This window comes from Vreelandella titanicae BH1 (assembly GCF_000336575.1).
Lineage (GTDB): Bacteria > Pseudomonadota > Gammaproteobacteria > Pseudomonadales > Halomonadaceae > Vreelandella > Vreelandella titanicae.
Genome location: NZ_AOPO01000021.1, coordinates 56,827 through 75,503, shown reverse-complemented (window position 1 = coordinate 75,503; position 18,677 = coordinate 56,827). Strand labels below are relative to the sequence as shown.

Genomic DNA, 18,677 nt, shown 5'->3' with positions numbered 1-18,677 from the left:
TGCCTGCACGAGCCAACCCCGGCACCGCTTCGCGCTGCTTCCGCGGGTGCGCTTCGCTTACCACGCGCTACTAAATCTCGCAGGCACATGAAGGTGGGGATTCCAAGAGCATGTGCACATTATGCAAATGGCCGTGGTACCCCACACCAACCTCGGTACCGTTTCATGCTGCTAAATCTCACCCAATAAAAAACCCCACAAGCTAAGCCTGCGGGGTTTTGGCGTTGACTGCTGCTTCAAAAACAGCGGCAGTGAGCGCGTTTAGCCGAGCAGGTGCTCGACTGCTGCACGCTCTTCGCGCAGTTCTTTCTCGGTGGCTTTCATCTTCTCTTGGCTGAATTCGTCAATTTCGAAGCCTTGAACGATTTCATACTTGCCACCCTGGCAACGCACTGGGTAGGAGTAGATGATGCCTTCGTCGATGCCGTAGCTGCCGTCAGACGGAATTGCCATGCTGACGATGCCTTTGGAACCCAGCGCCCAGTCGTGCATATGGTCGATGGCGGAAGAGGCAGCAGAAGCGGCAGAAGAAGCGCCACGTGCTTTGATGATCGCCGCGCCGCGCTGCTGCACGGTGGGGATAAAGTCGTTTTCGTACCAATCGCGCTCAACCAGATCGAACGCTGGTTTGCCGTCAACTTTGCACTGAGCCAGATCCGGGTACTGGGTGGCACTGTGGTTGCCCCAGATGATCATGTTTTCAACGTCAGTGACATGCTTACCGGTTTTCTGTGCCAGCTGGGTCAGGGCACGGTTGTGATCCAAACGCGTCATGGCGGTGAACTGACCTGCGTCCAGATCCGGCGCGTTGCAGGAAGCAATCAGCGCGTTGGTGTTGGCCGGGTTACCGACGACCAGCACTTTCACATCACGGCTGGCGTGATCGTTCAATGCTTTACCTTGAACGGAGAAGATCGCTGCGTTGGCTTCCAGCAGGTCTTTACGCTCCATGCCTGGGCCACGCGGACGTGCGCCAACCAGCAAGGCGAAATCAGCGTCTTTGAACGCTACGTTCGGGTCATCGGTGGCGACGATGTCTTGTACCAGCGGGAAGGCACAGTCGTTGACTTCCATTACCACGCCGTTCAGGGCGTCCATTGCCTGGGGAATTTCCAGAAGCTGGAGAATGACAGGCTGATCCGGCCCCAACATGTCGCCAGCGGCGATGCGGAAAATAAGAGAGTAGCTGATCTGACCGGCGCCGCCGGTAATCGCAATACGTACTGGATCTTTCATCATTGCTCCTTGATTGGTTCGCCTAGGGATGGTTCTCGCCTGAGGAGTGGCTTAACAGAACTCAAGACGCAAAGATGGTATGCCCAGCCGGGGAAAAACTCAATCAGACATGAGACTACAACCCATTTACCAACCTTGCTATCCGCTCAATGGCTTGCTACTCGCTGAAAAGGCTGAGTTGCGCTATGGTATCTTCGGCTTTATGGCCTCCTTTCTTGTTTTGCTAAGGACATGGATGCTCCATGCGAAAAATTCCGTTTTCTTATGCCTTGGCTAGCCTACTGGTGCTGGCGCTAGTGATATGGCTCGCTTTTGGTAATTTTCAGCGCTTTCAAACCACGCCCCCAGACGCGCCCGCGCGCAGCGAAGCAGGTTCGCGGGTTGAAATTGTCGTGCAGCAGAGCACGCCGTTTATTCCTCAGCAAATCGTCCAGGGCCAACTGACGGCAGAGCGCGAAACCACCCTGCGCGCCAACGTCGCAGGCTTTGTGGCTGAGAAGCCGGTCGCGCAAGGTAGACGCGTTGCGGCGGGCGATACGCTACTGGTGCTGGATAATGACGCTCTGCCCGAGCAGCTACAGCAGGCTCGGGATGAACTAGCCGTGGCCGAGGCGGAGTATGCCGGGGCTCGCAACCTGCGCCAACGGGAGCTGATTTCCCAGCCCGAGTTACTGCGCCTGCAGAGCGCACTAAGCGCCAGCGCTGCTTCCGTGGCGCAACTGCAGAAGCAGTTGGACGACAGCCGACCCACCGCACCTTTCGATGGTGTGCTGAACCGCGTTCAGGTGGAGCTAGGCGACCTATTACAGCCCGGTGAAGAGTGGGGCCAACTGGTCGATGACCGCCGTTTGAAAGGTGCGGCCTGGGTTTCTCAGCAGCAAGTGGGCGATTTAAGCGAGGGGTTACCGGTCACCGCGCGGCTACTCAATGGCGACCACCTCGAAGGTGAGCTGACCTTTGTTAGTCACCGCGCTGAAGAGGCCACTCGCAGCTTTTATATCGAAGCCACGCTGGATAACCCGGCCGGTAAACGCTTAGCAGGCGGCAGTGCGGAGCTGACCATTACGCTGCCACCCCGCCAGGTGCATACCCTTTCGCCTGCGCTGCTGAGTTTGAATAGCGAAGGCCAACTGGCGGTCAAGCACCTGGATGAGAATGACACAGTACAGCAGACCACCGTGGAGCTGGTGAGTGCCGATACGCAGCACGCCTACGTGACTGGCCTACCCGACCCGCTACGCCTAATCACGTTGGGCGCTGGCATGGTAGATATCGGTGAGACAGTGACCCCGGTGCCTGTTGAAGAGGCGATTATTTCACAGCCGGCGGAACAGGATAGCGTTCATGCGCCAGTTGATTAATGCGGCGCTAGCCCACACTCGCACGACATTACTGCTACTGGTGAGTCTTCTATTGGCGGGCATCACTGCCTGGCAGATGATTCCTAAAGAAGCTAACCCCGACGTCACCATTCCGATGATTTATGTCTCGCTGACACTGGAGGGGGTGAGCCCCGAGGATGGCGAACGGCTGCTGATTCGCCCCATGGAGCAGGAACTGCGTGGCATTGAAGGGTTGCGCAAGTTCACCGCCCAATCCAGCGAGGGGCATGGCTCGATTACTCTGGAATTCGACCCCGGCTTTGATCCCGACACCGCGCTAACCGATGTACGTGACCGGGTGGATATTGCCCGCAGCGAACTACCTTCCGAGGCCGATGAGCCGCGGGTGATGGAGGTCAACGTCTCGGAGTTTCCGGTGTTGACCATTGGCCTCTCCGGGCAGTTGGATACCCGTGAGCGCATGACGATTGCCCGACGCTTGCAGGAGGAGATAGAAGGTATTGCCGATGTGCTGGAAGTCGATATTGCCGGTGAGCGGGAAGATCTGCTGGAGATCGTCGTGGATCCGCTGGTATTGGAAAGCTACGGCGTCGACTTTGACACGCTATTTAATCAGGTATCGCGCAATAACCGCTTGGTGGCAGCGGGCAGTTTGGATACCGGCGCGGGGCGCCTGGCGCTGAAAGTCCCCGGTATTATCGAGTCCCTTGACGATGTTATGAATATGCCGGTCAAGGTCGATGAGGATCGTGTGGTCACCTTTGGCGATGTGGCCTGGATCAACCCTACCTATAAAGACCCCGAAGGCTTTGCCCGCATCGATGGCCAACCAGCGGTGGTGCTGGAAGTTTCCAAACGCGCCGGGGCGAATATCATCGCCACCATTGGCGCGGTGCGTGACCGCTTAGCCGATGCAGATGACTTACTTCCCGAGCAGTTGCGTTTCACCACTATTCTGGATGAGTCGACCACCGTTAAGAACATGCTCTCCGAGCTGCTCAATAACGTACTGACCGCCGTTGTGCTAGTGCTGATTGTAGTGGTCGCGGTGATGGGCTGGCGCATGGCGCTGCTGGTGGGGCTTACCATTCCCGGTGCCTTCTTAACCGGTATTCTGCTGGTATGGGCGTTTGGTTTTACGCTCAATATCGTGGTGCTGTTTGCACTGATTCTGGTGGCGGGCATGCTGGTGGATGGCGCTATCGTGGTCAGCGAGCTTGCCGACCGCCATCTGCGCGATGGCCAAACGCCTCATCAGGCGTGGCTCAACGCCGCTTCAAGAATGAGCTGGCCGGTGATTGCCTCGACGGCCACTACGCTGGCGGTCTTTATTCCCCTGCTGTTCTGGCCTGGCGTGGTCGGTCAGTTTATGAAGTACCTGCCCGCCACAGTGATTTTGTGCCTGCTGGCATCGCTGGCCATGGCGTTGGTGTTCTTACCTACTCTTGGGCGCCTGTTTACGCGTACCACCGCAACCACGACAGACGCCAACCATGATGAGGCGACGACTTCCTTTGGGCGTGGCTATCGCCACCTGCTGGCAAGGCTACTTATGCACCCTGCCTGGGTACTGCTGGTGACCGTATTGTTAATGGCTCTGCTGTATACCGGCTATGCGCGCTTTAACCACGGTGTCGACTTCTTCCCAGCCGTAGAGCCTGACAGCGCCCAGGTGTTGGTGCGCGCCCGAGGCGACTTCTCCGCCGTTGAAACCGACGCCATTGTGCAGCGGGTGGAAGCCAAACTATCCGGCATGAGTGAAGTGCGAGCGTTGTATGCGCGCTCCTTTGCGGTGCCTAACCAGCAGATGGGCAACGATGTGATTGGCATGCTGCAGTTCCAGTTTATCGACTGGCATGAACGTCGCCCTGCCCAGGCCATTTTGGACGACATGGCCGAGCGCGCTGGGGATATCCCCGGCATTACGCTGGAATTTCAGGAGCAGGAGATGGGCCCCGGTGGCGGTAAGCCAATCGTGCTTGAGGTCAGCGCCACGAATCCCGATGTCGCCGATGCAGGCGTTAACCAGATAACCCAACTAATGCGCGAGCTGGGTGGCTTTACCGACATTGAGGATAACCGCAGCCTTCCGGGCGTGGAGTGGCAGGTGAACGTGGATCGCGAAGCGGCGGCGCGCATGGGTACCGATGTAACGACCATTGGAAGCGCGGTGCAACTGCTGACGACCGGCCTTCAGGTGGCTAGCTATCGCCCGCCGGAAGTCAGCGATGAAGTGGATATCCGCGTGCGTCTGCCGCAAAACTGGCGTTCGCTGGATCAGCTTGAGCGCTTGACCATCAACACTCAGCGGGGCCAAGTGCCGATCTCGAATTTTGTGACTCTGGAACCGGCGCCGAAGGTCGGCACCCTTAATCGCATCAATGGTCGCCGGGCGATTACCATTGAGGCTGACTTAGCACCGGGCTATCTCGCTGATGAGCGCCTAACTGCCCTGCTAGCCGCAAGCAGCGGCAGTTTGCCTGATGGCCTGATGGTCAACGTGGCGGGTGAGCAGGAGGATCAGCAGGAGTCGATGCAGTTCTTAGCCAGTGCCTTCTTGATTGCTATCGGTTTGATGGCGCTGATTCTGGTCACCCAGTTCAATAGCTTTTATCAAGCGGGGTTGGTGCTCTCGGCGATTGTGTTCTCCACCGCGGGTGTGCTCATGGGCCTACTGATTACCGGCCAGGCGTTTGGCATTGTCATGGTGGGGATGGGCGTGATTGCTCTGGCGGGTATCGTGGTCAATAACAACATTGTTTTGATCGATACCTACAACGAACTGCGCGGCCAGGGTATGACACCCGGCGAAGCCGCCCTTGAAGCGGGCTGTTTACGCCTACGCCCAGTGCTGTTAACGGCGATTACCACGGTATTGGGGCTCATGCCGATGGTGCTGGGGATCAATGTAGACCTGTTCACCCCTGCCCTGGGCTTTAATGCGCCCTCCGCCCAGTGGTGGACGCAGATGTCGAGCGCCATAGCCGGCGGCCTCACCTTCGCCACCGCGCTAACGCTGCTGCTTACGCCGTGTATGTTGGTGATTGGGGGTAAGCTTCGTCGTAGGGGGTGAATGGTGAATGGTGAATGGTGAATGGTGAATCGATTATAAGGTATTGGGCACCCACCGCGTTATGTGCACGCGTGATTTAGTAGCGCGGCGTAAGCGTTAGCGCACCCGCGGAAGCAGCGCGAAGCGGTGCCGGGGTTGAAGCGGGATTACCATGGAGCAAAAGCGCCGCATAGCGGCGCCTGTCTAATGGAAGGTCTTACTTAAGCGGGGGCTTTGGTGTGCTGCGGGCTGTGTGCGGCGTGTAAGCGCGCGATCAATTGGTCTTCCAGCGCAAAGCGTTCGGTAAGGCCACGGGCTAAGCGGTCGATCCAGGCAGGTAGGCGGGCGATGTTTTGCTCGCAGCTAAGCGTGGAGCCAAAATCGGTATCGAATTCCAACACCATCTCGGTGGACATTTCTAAACGCTCGAGCAACTTCTCCGCGATAACGAGCGCGCCCTCGTCGCTAAAGGCCCGTGCCTCTTCCGAGAGCTGGGGGTAAATCTCAAAGTGACCGGCGCTGATGTAATCCATCAGCTTTTCACTAAACGTATCGATAGGCGCTTTGCTCACTGCTTCCAATTCAGCATCACACGCTTCTTTTAGCTCAATAAAGCTGATCAATAGCTGACGGCGCTGATCCAGCCAGCGGTCAATCAGGGAATGCACGCCTCCCCAGCGCTCCAGGGCATTTTTGCAATCTTCGAGCATGGGGCTTTCTCCTTAAAGTCACCTTTAACTGCTATTAATAACTACTATCAAACGCTCAGATCAAATAATAGGCTTAGAGTCGCGCCTCCCACTACCTCTGTCAATCCCAGCAAGTACGGTTTCCATGGTACTAAAAGTTCACTGCCCATAACGCTTTCTTCTATGGCTGATAACCAGCGCTCTCAAGCGGCAGCCCCTGCCATATTCCTGCGTCTATTTATGCTCTCATCTTCCGGCCACCATTGCGAGCACAGCCGCATGAGGGCTTTAAACGCTCGCACGCCTACTCACAGGAAAATACTTTAAGCTTAAAAAGTTTATACTTGAATTTTATAGAGCCCTCTCCTATCTTCAGAAAAGAGAGTGTTTTCCGTGGAGAATAAAAATGAGAATCGCCTGCCTGGGTGGAGGGCCTGCTGGCCTCTATTTCGCTATCAGCATGAAGCTACACGATCCCTCCCATGAGATCGTGGTGATTGAGCGCAACCGTGCAGACGACACCTTCGGCTGGGGCGTGGTGCTGTCAGACGAAACCCTCGACAACCTGGCGGCCAACGACCCGGTCAGTGCAGAGCGCATTCGTGAGCATTTCGCCTATTGGGACGACATTGCGGTCGTTCATAAAGGCGCCAAAACCGTCTCTACAGGCCATGGATTTTGTGGCATTGGCCGCCGCCAACTGCTGATTCTGCTACAGGAACGCGCTCGCGAGCTCGGCGTGGAGATGCGCTTTGAAACCGATATTACAGAAGCCTCCATTGAGCAGTACCGGCGTGAGTATGACTTGGTCTTGGCCGCCGATGGCCTTAATTCTCTCACCCGCCAAACCTACGCCGATCACTTCAAGCCCGACATTGATGTACGAGCGTGCAAGTTCGTTTGGCTGGGTACCCAGCAAACCTTCAACGATGCTTTCACCTTTATTTTCGAGAAGACCGAGCATGGCTGGGTGTGGGCCCACGCTTATCAGTTTGATAGGGATACGGCGACCTTTATTGTCGAGTGCAGTGAGGCCACTTGGCAGGCGTTTGGCTTTGGCGAAATGAACCAGCAGGAGTCGATTGCAGTCTGCGAGCGCATCTTTGCCAAGCATCTCGACGGCCACGCGCTGATGACCAATGCTAACCATATACGCGGCTCCGCCTGGATCAATTTTCCACGGGTACTCTGCGAACGCTGGAGCTATGAGAACGTAGTTTTGATGGGTGACGCCGCCGCCACCGCACACTTTTCAATTGGCTCCGGCTCCAAGCTCGCGCTGGAGAGTGCCATTGCACTGGCTAATTACTTGCACAGCGAAAGCAGCATGGCAGCTGCCGTTGCTCGCTATGAAGAGGATCGCCGCTTCGAAGTGCTGCGCCTACAGTCAGCCGCGCGCAACTCCACCGAGTGGTTTGAGCAGGTGGAGCGCTACCTGGATCTCGACCCGGTGCAGTTCAACTACTCGCTATTGACCCGCTCCCAGCGCATCAGTCACGAAAACCTGCGGGTACGCGACCCACAGTGGCTAGAAAGTGCAGAGCGCTGGTTCCAAACCGAGGCAGGCAACTCTGGCAGCGCCCGTGCACCGATGTTTGCGCCTTATCAACTACGCGATATGACGCTGGTTAATCGCGTGGTGGTCTCTCCCATGGCCCAGTATAAAGCCGTCGATGGCTGCCCTACCGATTGGCACTTTAGCCACTATGCCGAACGCGCCAAGGGTGGCGCAGGCCTGGTATATACAGAGATGACCTGCGTCAGCCCCAGTGGGCGAATCACCCCCGGCTGCCCAGGCTTGTACGCGCCCGAACATGAAGTGGCGTGGAAGCGTCTTTGCGATTTCGTGCACACGGAAACCCAGGCCAAGCTATGCGCCCAAATCGGCCATTCAGGAGCAAAGGGCTCTACTCAGTTGGGCTGGCAAGAGATGGATGCCCCGCTTACGGATGGCAATTGGCCAATATTGGCAGCTTCAGCACAGCCCTGGTCAGCGCGTAACCAAGTGCCCAAGGCAATGGATCGCGACGATATGGATCGGGTGCGCGATGAGTTTGTCAGTGCGGCGCAGATGGCCGATCGCGCGGGTTTTGACATGATCGAGGTCCACGCCGCCCACGGCTACCTGCTCTCTTCGTTTATTACGCCATTAACCAACCACCGTGACGATGAGTATGGCGGTTCACTGGATAACCGGCTGCGCTACCCACTTGAGGTGATCAACGCCGTGCGCCGCGTGTGGCCTGCCCATAAGCCGCTTTCGGTGCGTATTTCTGCCAACGACTGGTGCGGCGATGAAGGCATCACCCCAGACGATGCGGTGGAGATCGCCAAACGGTTGCGCGATGCGGAGGTGGATATTGTCGATGTCTCTGCCGGGCAAACCTCGACCCAGGCCAAACCGGTCTATGGGCGTATGTTCCAAACGCCCTTCTCTGACCGGATTCGTAACGAGACGCCTATCGCCACCATGGCGGTGGGCAATATCTATCAGGCCGACCACGTGAACTCGATCCTGATGGCCGGACGCGCCGACTTAGTCTGTATCGCCCGCCCTCACCTTGCTGATCCTTACTGGCTGCTGCACGTTGCTGCGGGGCTGGGTGATAGTGAGGTGGAATGGCCAGCACCCTACCGGGCAGGCGCCGATCAGCTACAGCGCTTGGCTGAACGTGGCGAGGGTTGGGTATGAGCCAATCCGATAGAAACTCGGCCGCGAACAGCCTGGCTGGGAAACGGACGGTGATTACCGGCGGCGGCAGCGGTATCGGTGCCGATATGGCCCTGGCCTTTGCCCAGGCGGGCGCCGAGGTCACGATTACCGGCCGCCGTGAGGCAGCCCTTCAAGCCGTTGCCGAGCAGCATGATGGCATTCGTACCGCCGTGGTCGATGTCACCGACGAAGCCGCCATGGTGGCGCTCTTCGAGAAGATCGGCAATGTGGATATCGTTATTGCCAACGCCGGGGCGGCAGAGAGCGCACCGTTCGCCAAGACCTCTTTCGAGCAGTGGCAACGTATGTTGAATGTAAACCTTAGCGGAGTGTTTCTGACCCTGCGTGAGGGTTTGAAGCAGTTGAACGACGGCGGGCGCCTTATCGCCGTTGCCTCCACCGCGGGCCTGAAAGGTTACGCCTATGTGGGTGCTTACTGCGCGGCAAAGCATGGCGTAGTGGGGTTGGTGCGTTCTCTGGCTACTGAAACCGCTACTCGCGATATGACCGTTAATGCGCTCTGCCCAGGTTTTACCGACACGCCGTTACTGGCCGCCAGCGTGGAGAATATTGTGACCAAAACAGGCCAATCCGCCGAACAGGCCACCGCGCATTTTCAATCTACCAACCCTACAGGGCGATTAGTCACTCCTGCAGAGGTCACCGCGACGGCTCTATGGCTATGCGGGCCTAACAGTGGCGCAATCAACGGCCAGGCGATTTCCATCTCAGGGGGTGAAGTATGACGGCAGAAAGCTTAAGCAAGGAGCGCCTGCGCTTATGGCTGCGCATGCTGCGGGTTACCCGTCAGGTGGAGTCCGAGCTGCGCGAACGGCTGCGAACCGAGCACGACTCTACACTGCCGCGTTTTGATGTGATGGCCGCGCTATATGCCGCTGAGGAGGGCCTGAAAATGAACGAGCTCTCCAAGCGGCTGCGGGTTTCCAACGGCAACGTCACCGGCATTATTGACCGCTTGGTGGAGGATGGCGCCGTGGAACGTATTGCTATTGAGGGCGACCGGCGCGCCACGCGGGTCTGCCTGACCAGCGCTGGCCGCGAAAGCTTCAGGGCCATGGCCGTTGAGCATGAACGCTGGATCAATGCGCTATTTGAGGGTGTGACTGAAGAGGACGCCCACCACATAGGCGAGTTGCTGCATCGTTTACCGGCTGCTCCTCACGATGCCTCCTTATCTTAACGACGGCGACTCCGATTAATCACTGACAGGCGAGAACAAGAATATGAAGAGCATGGCTGACCTGGCCCCCGAGCACTTTATTTGGGAAATGAGTGGTGATGTCGCCGTTATCCGGTTGAATCGCCCAGAGCGCAAGAACCCACTGACATTCGAGAGCTACGCCGAGCTGCGCGATACCTTTCGTGACTTGGCCTATGCATCCGATGTGCATGCAGTGGTGTTTACCTCTAACGGCGATAACTTCTGCTCCGGCGGCGACGTACATGAAATCATCGGCCCCTTGGTGGGCAAGGATATGAAGGGACTGCTCGAGTTCACCCGCATGACCGGGGATCTAGTCAAGGCCATGCTGAACTGCGGCAAACCGATCATTGCCGCCGTCGACGGCATCTGCGTTGGCGCAGGGGCGATTATTGCCATGTCCTCGGATATTCGTTTTGCCACCCCCCGCGCCAGCACGGCGTTTCTGTTTACCCGCGTGGGACTGGCGGGCTGTGACATGGGCGCCTGCGCAATTCTACCGCGCATTATCGGCCAGGGCCGCGCCGCCGACCTGCTCTACAGCGGCCGTAGCATGAGTGCCGAGGAAGGCCTCCAGTGGGGCTTTTACAACCGAGTGGTCGAACCAGACTCCCTGGAAGAAGACGCCATTGCTTACGCCACCCGCCTGGCTCAGGGCCCCACCTTCGGCCACAGCATTACCAAAACCCAGCTAAACCAGGAGTGGTCGATGAGCCTGGAGCAGGCCATCGAATCGGAAGCCCAGGCCCAGGCGATCTGCATGCAGACCAACGATTTCGAGCGCGCCTACCACGCCTTCGTAGCCAAGCAAAAACCTGAGTTCAAGGGGGACTGATGAGCGACAAGAGCTTTCTAGCGTGGCCCTTTTTCGAGGCCAGACACCGCGAACTTTCCGAGCAGCTCGAAGCGTGGTGCCGCACTGAACTACCCCGCGACCACAGCGATGTGGATGCGACCTGCATTCAACTGGTACGCGATTTAGGCAAAGCTGGGTTTCTGGAAGGCACTGCGGGCGAGCATATCGATGTGCGCAGCCTGTGCCTAATCCGTGAAACCCTGGCCCGCCATGATGGCCTGGCCGATTTTTCGTTTGCCATGCAGGGGCTGGGAACCGGTGCGATCAGCCTATATGGCAGCGATGAACAGAAGCTGTGGCTGGACAGAACCCGGCGTGGTGAAGCAATTTCCGCGTTTGCCCTGAGCGAGCCTCGCTCGGGCTCTGATGTGGCCCAGTTGGATACCACCGCTGAGCGCGACGGCGATAGCTACCGTTTGAATGGCGAAAAGACCTGGATCTCCAACGGTGGTATTGCCGATATCTACACAGTCTTTGCCCGCACCGGTGAAGGTCCCGGCGCCAAAGGGCTTTCAGCCTTTTTAGTGCCTGCCGACACACCCGGATTGGAGATTCGTGAACTCCTGGAGTCGGTGGCGCCTCACCCGCTGGCACGGCTGGGCTTCAACGATATGGTGCTGCCTGCTAGCGCCTTGATCGGCCAGCCTGGGCAGGGCTTTAAGATCGCCATGTCGGTGCTGGACGTTTTCCGCTCCACGGTTGGCGCGGCCGCCTTGGGCTTCGCCCGCCGGGCACTGGAAGAGTCGCTCTCCCGCAGCCGCTTCCGGGAGCTGTTTGGCGCCACTCTTGCTGATCTACAAATGGTGCAGGGCCACTTGGCCGATATGGCGCTAAACGTGGATGCCGCCGCCCTGCTGGTTTACCGCGCTGCTTGGACGAAAGATCAAGGCGCGGAGCGGGTAACTCGCGAAGCGGCAATGGCCAAGCTATTTGCCACCGACCAGGCCCAGCAGGTGATTGACCAGGCAGTACAGCTTCACGGCGGCGACGGCGTTCGCAAAGGCCATATTATCGAAAGCCTCTACCGGGAAATCCGCGCGCTGCGTATTTATGAAGGTGCCTCAGATGTACAAAAAGTAGTCATCGCCCGCAGCATCCTCGCGGAAGAGTAAACAGCAAAAAACCGTACAGTAGTTCTCAAGAACAATAAAACACAACGCCAGACACCGTATCCCTGCCCGCGCTTCCTTTGAGCCGTGGGCAGGAATAAACAACGACACCAAATACGGAGGTTGGTCATGTACATCCAGTCGGCCCATGCTGATACTTTTGCGCGGGATAACCTGCCACCCACTGATTGCCAGCCTGAGTTCCTGCTCGCGGGCTACCATTATCCCCAACGACTTAACGTGGGCGTTGAGCTCTGCGATCGACTGCTCGACCAGGGTCACGGTGAACGGATTGCCTTAGCGGGCAATGGCCGTCGTCGCACCTATCAAGAGCTCACTGAGTGGACCAACCGCCTTGCCCACGTGCTGGTCGAAGACCTGGGCGTGGTTCCCGGCCAGCGGGTATTGATCCGTTCCGCCAACAACCCGGCCATGGTGGCCTGCTGGCTGGCCGCCACCAAGGCGGGTGCCGTGGTGGTCAACACCATGCCGATGCTGCGCACCAAAGAGCTATGCCAGGTAATCGATAAAGCGGAAATCAGCCTCGCCCTGTGCGACACCCGTCTGCTCGATGAACTGGTTGAGTGCCAACAGCACAGCCCGGTGCTCAAACGGGTCGTTGGCTTTGATGGCACGGCTAACCACGACGCAGAGCTTGACCGTTTAGCGCTGGGCAAACCCGCCACCTTTGAAGCGGTGGATACCGCCGCCGACGATGTGGCGCTGCTGGGGTTTACCTCTGGCACTACCGGCTCACCCAAAGCCACCATGCACTTTCACCGCGACCTGCTGGTCATTGCCGACGGCTACGCCAAGGAAGTCCTACAGGTAACGCCGGAGGACGTGTTCGTCGGTTCGCCGCCGCTGGCATTTACCTTTGGCCTGGGCGGGCTGGCCATTTTCCCGCTGCGCTTCGGCGCCACCGCCGTGCTACTCGAACACGCCTCCCCGCCCAATATGATGGACATTATCCGCGAGTATCAGGCCACGGTGGTCTTCACCGCACCAACAGCCTACCGGGCGATGCTCTCAGCACCTACTCGCCATGAGGATTTGAGCAGCCTGCGCGTGGCGGTTTCCGCTGGCGAAACCCTGCCAGCACCGATTTATCATGACTGGATCAAGCAAACCGGCACACCGATTCTCGACGGCATCGGCGCAACTGAAATGCTGCATATCTTTATCTCTAATCACCTGAATGACCATCGCCCCAGCTGCACCGGCAAACCGGTGACCGGTTACGAGGCACGAATCGTTGATGACGAGATGAATGATGTCCCTCGCGGCACGGTCGGCAAACTGGCCGTGCGCGGCCCTACCGGCTGCCGCTACCTGGCCGACAAGCGCCAGCAAAAGTATGTAAAGGCGGGCTGGAATATCACCGGTGATGCGTTTTACCAGGATGAAGAGGGCTACTTCCACTTCGCCGCTCGCAACGACGATATGATCGTCTCGGCGGGCTATAACATCGCAGGCCCCGAGGTGGAAGCAGCCCTGCTGGCCCACCCCGCCGTGAAAGAGTGCGCGGTGATAGGTGCCCCTAGCCAGGAGCGTGGCCAAATTGTCGAGGCTTTTGTTGTTCTAAACGATGGTTTTCAGCAAGATGAAGAATGTCAGCAAATGTTGCAGGACTTCGTGAAGCAGACCATCGCGCCGTATAAGTACCCTCGCTCCATACGATTTATCGAGGCACTACCTAAAACATCCACGGGTAAGGTTCAGCGCTTTCGGCTGAGCCAGGAACATTACCCGAGTGCTGGCTCTCCTGGCATCAATGTGAATAGCACTAACATCAATAGCACCAACACCAACGCATGACCCTCTAAGTAATAAACGATTAAAAAATGAGGAATGATCCATGAAAATGATATCCCGCTTTGGCCTTGGCTTACTGCTCTCCTCCAGCCTGGTAACCACTGCTCACGCTGATGACGTTAAAATTGGCATGATTACCACCCTCTCAGGCGGCGGTTCGCACCTGGGCGTGGACGTTCGCGATGGCTTCATGCTGGCGCTTGAGCAGTCGGGCCGCGACGACGTGGAAGTGCTGATTCAGGATGATGCGAGACGCCCCGACCTGGCGCGTACGCTGGCCAATGAGTTTATGCAGCGTGATGAGGTCGATATTCTTACCGGCATTATCTGGTCAAACTTGGCAATGGCGGTCGTTCCTTCGGTGGTACGCCAGGGCACCTTCTACCTGTCACCTAATGCCGGGCCCTCCGATTTAGCAGGGCGCATGTGCCATGAGAACTACTTCAACGTGGCGTATCAGAACGACAACCTGCACGGCGCCATGGGCGCATATATGCGCGAAGAGGGGTATGAGCGCCCGATCATCATGGCGCCCAACTACCCTGCTGGCACCGATGCGCTGGCAGGCTTCAAACATCTTTACGAGGGTGAGGTCGTTGGCGAGCTTTACACCCAAATGGGCCAGACCGACTACGCGGCTGAAATTGCCCAGATTCGCGATAGCGATGCCGACAGCTTGTTCTTCTTCTTACCCGGCGGTATGGGCATCTCGTTTATGAAGCAGTGGGAAAGCTCCGGTGTCGATATGCCAATCTTTGGCGCCGCCTTCTCGTTTGATGAAATCTTAATCAAAGCGGTAGGCAGTGCGGCGATTGGCGCACGCAACACCTCGCTATGGGCATATGACCTGGAAAACGAGGCCAACGATCGCTTTGTTGAGGGCTTCCGGGAAGCCTATGACCGCACGCCAACGTTGTACGCGGCACAAGGTTACGACACCGCCAACCTGATTCTTAGCGCGCTTGAAACTGCCCACCCCGATGACAAAGACGCCTTCCGCGAAGCACTGCGGGCCGCTGACTTTGACAGCGTACGCGGTGAGTTCCGCTTCGGCCCGAACCAGCACCCTATCCAGGATATTTACGTGCGCGAAGTCGTGGAGGGTGACGATGGCGAGCCCACCAATCGCCTGATCGGTGTCGCAATCGAAGATATCCAAGACGTCTATTACGAGCAGTGCCAGATGTAAGCTCGCCTCGGCTGGGTGTAGCCGCCCAGCCTTTTCTCTTTACCTGCGCTAAGGATACCCAACGTGTCCGTTACTCTGCTGATAGAGCAATTACTGAACGGCGTGCAGCTCGGCACGATGCTGTTTTTGATGGCCAGCGGCCTCACCTTGGTGTTTGGGGTGATGGGGCTGATCAATCTTGCCCACGGTTCTTTTTATATGGTGGGCGCCTACGCCACGGCAGCGGTGACTGCCTCAACGGGTTCTTTTTTGATTGGACTGGCTGCTGGGATGACCGCGGCCGCCCTGGTAGGTGCACTGGTAGAACTGTTGGTGATACGCCGACTTTACCACCGTCCTCATCTTGATCAGGTATTGGCAACCTTTGCACTAATACTGATTTTTTCGGAGGGCACGCGCTGGATCTTCGGCTCTTCACCGTTATGGTTGAGTCCTCCTTCTTGGCTGACGGGGTTTGTCACCCTGCCAGGTGATACCCGCTACCCCATCTATCGGCTGATGCTGATTGGGGTGGGTATCGCTATTTCGATTGCCCTTTACTTGCTTATCTCGCGAACTCGACTCGGTATGCGCATTCGGGCAGGTGAAAGCGATCGCGAAATGATTGGTGCGCTGGGGGTCAATATTTCAAAACTCTATACCTTGGTGTTTGCCTTAGGGGCGGCGTTAGCGGGTTTAGCCGGCGCTTTAGTAGGCGCATTGCAATCTGTACAGGTGGGTATGGGCGAGCCAGTGCTGATTTTAGCGTTTGTCGTAATCGTCATTGGCGGTATCGGCTCAATTAAAGGCGCGCTACTCGGTGCCCTGCTGGTGGGTATTGTCGACACCTTGGGTCGGGTCTATCTGCCCATCTTCTTTCAAGCGTTTATGCCGCCGTCTGAGGCGACCGGCGTCGGTTCGGCGTTGGCCGCGATGCTGATCTATATCCTCATGGCCGTCATTCTCGCGTTCAAGCCTAAGGGACTGTTCTCTGCCCATGACTAATACCACTTCCTTGTCCAAGAACGCTGCGCTAGCGCCCGAAGCGGATAGACCTTTTGACCGCAAAGGGCTGGTTCAGATGGCCCTGCTCGGGCTACTGCTGTTACTGCCTGTAGCAGCCTATTTCTTGGGCCATATTTATTATGTCAATCTGGCCTCGCGTATCACCATTATTGCCATGGCGGCCGTTGGCCTTAACCTGGCCATTGGCTATGGGGGCATGGTGAGCTTTGGCCACGCGGCCTATTTCGGCCTAGGTGGCTATGTGGCAGGCATCAGTGCTTATCACGCTTTTGATATTACCCCATTTATGACGTGGCCTTTCAGCGTGCCGGGCAGCGACAATTTACTGGTGATATGGCTCGCCGCTATGTTGCTGTGCGGGCTGCTAGCGCTGGTCATCGGCGCTATCTCACTGCGTACCACGGGGGTCTATTTCATTATGATCACCCTCGCCTTTGCGCAGATGATTTACTACTTTGCCAACTCGTGGCCGACCTATGGCGGTGAGGATGGTCTGCCTATTTATATTCGCAACACCCTGCCCCTGTTCAATAACAACATGCTCGATAGCAGCGATGCACTCACCTATTTCCTGATCTGCTTCACCGGGCTTGTGTTAGCGATGGCAATTACCTCACGAATGATGAAATCGCGCTTTGGTGCTGCCTTGACCATGGCACGGCTTAACGATGTACGCCTAGCTACCGCGGGGATCAGCCCCTACCCCATTCGCTTGGTGGCGTTTGTGATTTCTGCCGCGATTACCGGGCTTGCTGGTGCGCTCTATGCGGATCTAAATGGCTTTGTTAGCCCGACAATGCTGAGTTGGCACTTCTCCGGCGAACTGATGGTCATCGTCATTTTAGGCGGCGTGGGGCGTCTTTACGGCCCGTTAGCCGGTGCGGTGCTGTTTGTGATGATGGAAACCTTTCTGGGGGGAGTCACCCAATATTGGCAGCTTTTCCTCGGGTTAGTACTGCTTGGGGTGGTGCTATTTGCCAAACATGGTGTGATGGGTTGGCTGGCCGGGAGGGAACGCAATGAGTGATGTGGTTCTTTCACTACAAAACCTGCATAAGCGCTTTGGCGCACTACAGGCGACCAACGATGTTTCGTTGGATCTTAGACCCGGGGAGATTCACGCCTTGATTGGCCCCAACGGCGCGGGGAAATCGACCCTGATTGGCCAAATCGCGGGAAATATACGCCCTGATGAAGGGAGTGTTTACTTAGCAGGCAGTGAGATCACGAGCATGAGTATCGCTCAACGGGCGCGCCTGGGCCTGGGGCGTAGCTTTCAGGTCTCCTCGCTGGCGGAGCCGCTATCGGTGATGCGCAATGTGATGATGGGAGTTCAAGCGCTGCAGAGTCACAGTTTTCGGTTCTGGAAGCCCGTTGCTCGCGATCGGCAACTGCTTGAACCAGCCTATGAAGCACTGGCGCGTATGCAGCTTAGTCACCGCGCCTGGACGCCGGTATTTGAACTTTCCCACGGGGAACGCCGCCAGGTTGAGGTGGCTTGCGCTCTGGCGCTCAAACCTCGCGCACTGCTGCTGGACGAACCCATGGCCGGCTTGGGTCCAGAAGGATCGGCAAAGCTGACCGAGCTGCTGGAGGCGCTTAAGCTGGAAGTGCCTATCCTGCTGATCGAGCACGATATGGAGGCGGTATTTCGTCTGGCTGATCGTATCTCTGTGTTGGTATCCGGGAGCGTTATCGCCCATGGGGATAGCCACACTATTAGGCAGGATCCCCGCGTCCGTGAAGCCTACCTGGGGGATTCTGATGCTTAAGGTTGCTGATATTGAAACGTTTTATGGGCCCTCTCAGGCGTTATTTGGCGTTAGCCTTGACGTTAACGCCGGTGAGATGGTCGCCCTAATGGGGCGCAACGGTATGGGTAAAACCACCACCATTCGCTCGATATTCGGTCTGACTCCGGCCAGCCGTGGCACGATTGAGTTTGAATCCCAGAACATACGCCGCTTACCCGCTTTTCGTATCGCTAAAGCGGGGCTTGGCTTGGTGCCGGAGGGGCGCCGCTGTTTCCCTAATTTGTCGGTGCGCGAAAACCTATTGGTGACCGCCCGCCCGGGCGAGTGGACACTGGAGAAAGTAGAAACGCTGTTTCCGCGCTTGGAGGAGCGCCGCGCGCAAATGGCCAAGACCCTCTCCGGCGGTGAGCAGCAGATGCTGGCTATTGGCCGGGCGCTGATGACCAATCCGCGTTTGCTGGTGCTAGATGAAGCCACTGAAGGATTGGCGCCGGTGATTCGTCAGGAGATCTGGCGGGCGATTCGGCTGCTCAAGGAGCAAGGTCAAGCCACGCTGCTGGTGGATAAGTCATTAAGCGAAATTCTACCCATTGCTGACCGCTGCACCATCCTGGAAAAAGGCTGCACCGTGTGGGATGGCAAACCCGCAGCGCTGGACAGCACTGTGCGTGACCGTTATCTGGGCGTGTAGGGA

General features: G+C 57.4%; 15 protein-coding genes. 13 read left to right on the top strand and 2 right to left on the bottom strand.

Annotation, left to right across the window (positions count from 1 at the left end; translation table 11 throughout):
- Positions 1-261: 261 nt before the first annotated feature.
- A complete protein-coding gene (locus tag HALTITAN_RS22605) occupies positions 262-1,236 on the bottom strand; it encodes a malate dehydrogenase (protein ID WP_039860621.1) in 975 nt (324 codons plus the stop codon).
- Between the two features lie 242 nt (positions 1,237-1,478).
- Here HALTITAN_RS22605 and HALTITAN_RS22600 point away from each other — a divergent pair, with 242 nt between their 5' ends.
- Together HALTITAN_RS22600 and HALTITAN_RS22595 are read left to right on the top strand one after the other, a co-directional pair.
- Entirely contained in the window at positions 1,479-2,597 is a 1,119-nt protein-coding gene (locus tag HALTITAN_RS22600; protein WP_039860620.1) for an efflux RND transporter periplasmic adaptor subunit, read from the top strand.
- Complete coding sequence (locus tag HALTITAN_RS22595; protein WP_039860617.1) at positions 2,581-5,652, top strand: efflux RND transporter permease subunit; 3,072 nt, start codon at positions 2,581-2,583, stop codon at positions 5,650-5,652. The genes HALTITAN_RS22600 and HALTITAN_RS22595 overlap by 17 nt, the downstream gene beginning before the upstream one ends.
- A gap of 200 nt (positions 5,653-5,852) precedes the next feature.
- Here the strand turns inward: HALTITAN_RS22595 and HALTITAN_RS22590 are convergent, their stop codons facing one another.
- Entirely contained in the window at positions 5,853-6,341 is a 489-nt protein-coding gene (locus tag HALTITAN_RS22590; protein ID WP_009288487.1) for an Rsd/AlgQ family anti-sigma factor, read from the bottom strand.
- Positions 6,342-6,726: 385 nt separating this feature from the next.
- On the opposite strand from HALTITAN_RS22590, the gene HALTITAN_RS22585 reads away from it, so the two are divergent.
- The 11 genes from HALTITAN_RS22585 (at position 6,727) to HALTITAN_RS22535 (ending at position 18,674) form a co-directional block, all read left to right on the top strand.
- On the top strand, positions 6,727-9,012 hold the full coding sequence (locus HALTITAN_RS22585; RefSeq protein ID WP_039860614.1) for a bifunctional salicylyl-CoA 5-hydroxylase/oxidoreductase: 2,286 nt from the start codon (positions 6,727-6,729) through the stop codon (positions 9,010-9,012).
- Positions 9,009-9,779 carry an SDR family NAD(P)-dependent oxidoreductase gene (locus HALTITAN_RS22580; protein ID WP_039860612.1) on the top strand — a complete coding sequence of 257 codons (771 nt, stop codon included), beginning with the start codon at positions 9,009-9,011 and terminating at the stop codon, positions 9,777-9,779. The genes HALTITAN_RS22585 and HALTITAN_RS22580 overlap by 4 nt, the downstream gene beginning before the upstream one ends.
- Entirely contained in the window at positions 9,776-10,234 is a 459-nt protein-coding gene (locus HALTITAN_RS22575; protein ID WP_039860611.1) for a MarR family winged helix-turn-helix transcriptional regulator, read from the top strand. Before HALTITAN_RS22580 ends, HALTITAN_RS22575 begins: the two co-directional genes overlap by 4 nt.
- Before the next feature lie 43 nt (positions 10,235-10,277).
- Entirely contained in the window at positions 10,278-11,090 is an 813-nt protein-coding gene (locus HALTITAN_RS22570; protein WP_009288486.1) for an enoyl-CoA hydratase family protein, read from the top strand.
- Positions 11,090-12,223 carry an acyl-CoA dehydrogenase family protein gene (locus HALTITAN_RS22565; protein ID WP_009288485.1) on the top strand — a complete coding sequence of 378 codons (1,134 nt, stop codon included), beginning with the start codon at positions 11,090-11,092 and terminating at the stop codon, positions 12,221-12,223. Before HALTITAN_RS22570 ends, HALTITAN_RS22565 begins: the two co-directional genes overlap by 1 nt.
- A 126-nt stretch (positions 12,224-12,349) precedes the next feature.
- The gene (locus tag HALTITAN_RS22560; RefSeq protein WP_035538353.1) at positions 12,350-14,038 is read left to right on the top strand and encodes a benzoate-CoA ligase family protein; all 1,689 of its coding nucleotides are present in this window, start codon (positions 12,350-12,352) and stop codon (positions 14,036-14,038) included.
- 40 nt (positions 14,039-14,078) lie between these two features.
- A complete protein-coding gene (locus HALTITAN_RS22555) occupies positions 14,079-15,224 on the top strand; it encodes an ABC transporter substrate-binding protein (protein ID WP_009288483.1) in 1,146 nt (381 codons plus the stop codon).
- 63 nt (positions 15,225-15,287) lie between these two features.
- Entirely contained in the window at positions 15,288-16,208 is a 921-nt protein-coding gene (locus tag HALTITAN_RS22550; RefSeq protein WP_009288482.1) for a branched-chain amino acid ABC transporter permease, read from the top strand.
- A complete protein-coding gene (locus HALTITAN_RS22545) occupies positions 16,201-17,256 on the top strand; it encodes a branched-chain amino acid ABC transporter permease (RefSeq protein ID WP_009288481.1) in 1,056 nt (351 codons plus the stop codon). Before HALTITAN_RS22550 ends, HALTITAN_RS22545 begins: the two co-directional genes overlap by 8 nt.
- Positions 17,249-18,001, top strand: coding sequence for an ABC transporter ATP-binding protein (locus HALTITAN_RS22540; RefSeq protein WP_027958826.1), 753 nt, complete (start codon positions 17,249-17,251; stop codon positions 17,999-18,001). The genes HALTITAN_RS22545 and HALTITAN_RS22540 overlap by 8 nt, the downstream gene beginning before the upstream one ends.
- Positions 17,994-18,674, top strand: coding sequence for an ABC transporter ATP-binding protein (locus HALTITAN_RS22535; protein WP_035538356.1), 681 nt, complete (start codon positions 17,994-17,996; stop codon positions 18,672-18,674). Before HALTITAN_RS22540 ends, HALTITAN_RS22535 begins: the two co-directional genes overlap by 8 nt.
- Positions 18,675-18,677 lie beyond the last annotated feature (3 nt).

What these genes read in the sequence shown, in the direction of transcription:
- HALTITAN_RS22605 (WP_039860621.1), bottom strand. Translation starts at nt 1,236, where the DNA reads ATGAAAGATCCAGTACGTATTGCGATTACCGGCGGCGCCGGTCAGATC.
- HALTITAN_RS22600 (WP_039860620.1), top strand. Translation starts at nt 1,479, where the DNA reads ATGCGAAAAATTCCGTTTTCTTATGCCTTGGCTAGCCTACTGGTGCTG.
- HALTITAN_RS22595 (WP_039860617.1), top strand. Translation starts at nt 2,581, where the DNA reads ATGCGCCAGTTGATTAATGCGGCGCTAGCCCACACTCGCACGACATTA.
- HALTITAN_RS22590 (WP_009288487.1), bottom strand. Translation starts at nt 6,341, where the DNA reads ATGCTCGAAGATTGCAAAAATGCCCTGGAGCGCTGGGGAGGCGTGCAT.
- HALTITAN_RS22585 (WP_039860614.1), top strand. Translation starts at nt 6,727, where the DNA reads ATGAGAATCGCCTGCCTGGGTGGAGGGCCTGCTGGCCTCTATTTCGCT.
- HALTITAN_RS22580 (WP_039860612.1), top strand. Translation starts at nt 9,009, where the DNA reads ATGAGCCAATCCGATAGAAACTCGGCCGCGAACAGCCTGGCTGGGAAA.
- HALTITAN_RS22575 (WP_039860611.1), top strand. Translation starts at nt 9,776, where the DNA reads ATGACGGCAGAAAGCTTAAGCAAGGAGCGCCTGCGCTTATGGCTGCGC.
- HALTITAN_RS22570 (WP_009288486.1), top strand. Translation starts at nt 10,278, where the DNA reads ATGAAGAGCATGGCTGACCTGGCCCCCGAGCACTTTATTTGGGAAATG.
- HALTITAN_RS22565 (WP_009288485.1), top strand. Translation starts at nt 11,090, where the DNA reads ATGAGCGACAAGAGCTTTCTAGCGTGGCCCTTTTTCGAGGCCAGACAC.
- HALTITAN_RS22560 (WP_035538353.1), top strand. Translation starts at nt 12,350, where the DNA reads ATGTACATCCAGTCGGCCCATGCTGATACTTTTGCGCGGGATAACCTG.
- HALTITAN_RS22555 (WP_009288483.1), top strand. Translation starts at nt 14,079, where the DNA reads ATGAAAATGATATCCCGCTTTGGCCTTGGCTTACTGCTCTCCTCCAGC.
- HALTITAN_RS22545 (WP_009288481.1), top strand. Translation starts at nt 16,201, where the DNA reads ATGACTAATACCACTTCCTTGTCCAAGAACGCTGCGCTAGCGCCCGAA.
- HALTITAN_RS22540 (WP_027958826.1), top strand. Translation starts at nt 17,249, where the DNA reads ATGAGTGATGTGGTTCTTTCACTACAAAACCTGCATAAGCGCTTTGGC.
- HALTITAN_RS22535 (WP_035538356.1), top strand. Translation starts at nt 17,994, where the DNA reads ATGCTTAAGGTTGCTGATATTGAAACGTTTTATGGGCCCTCTCAGGCG.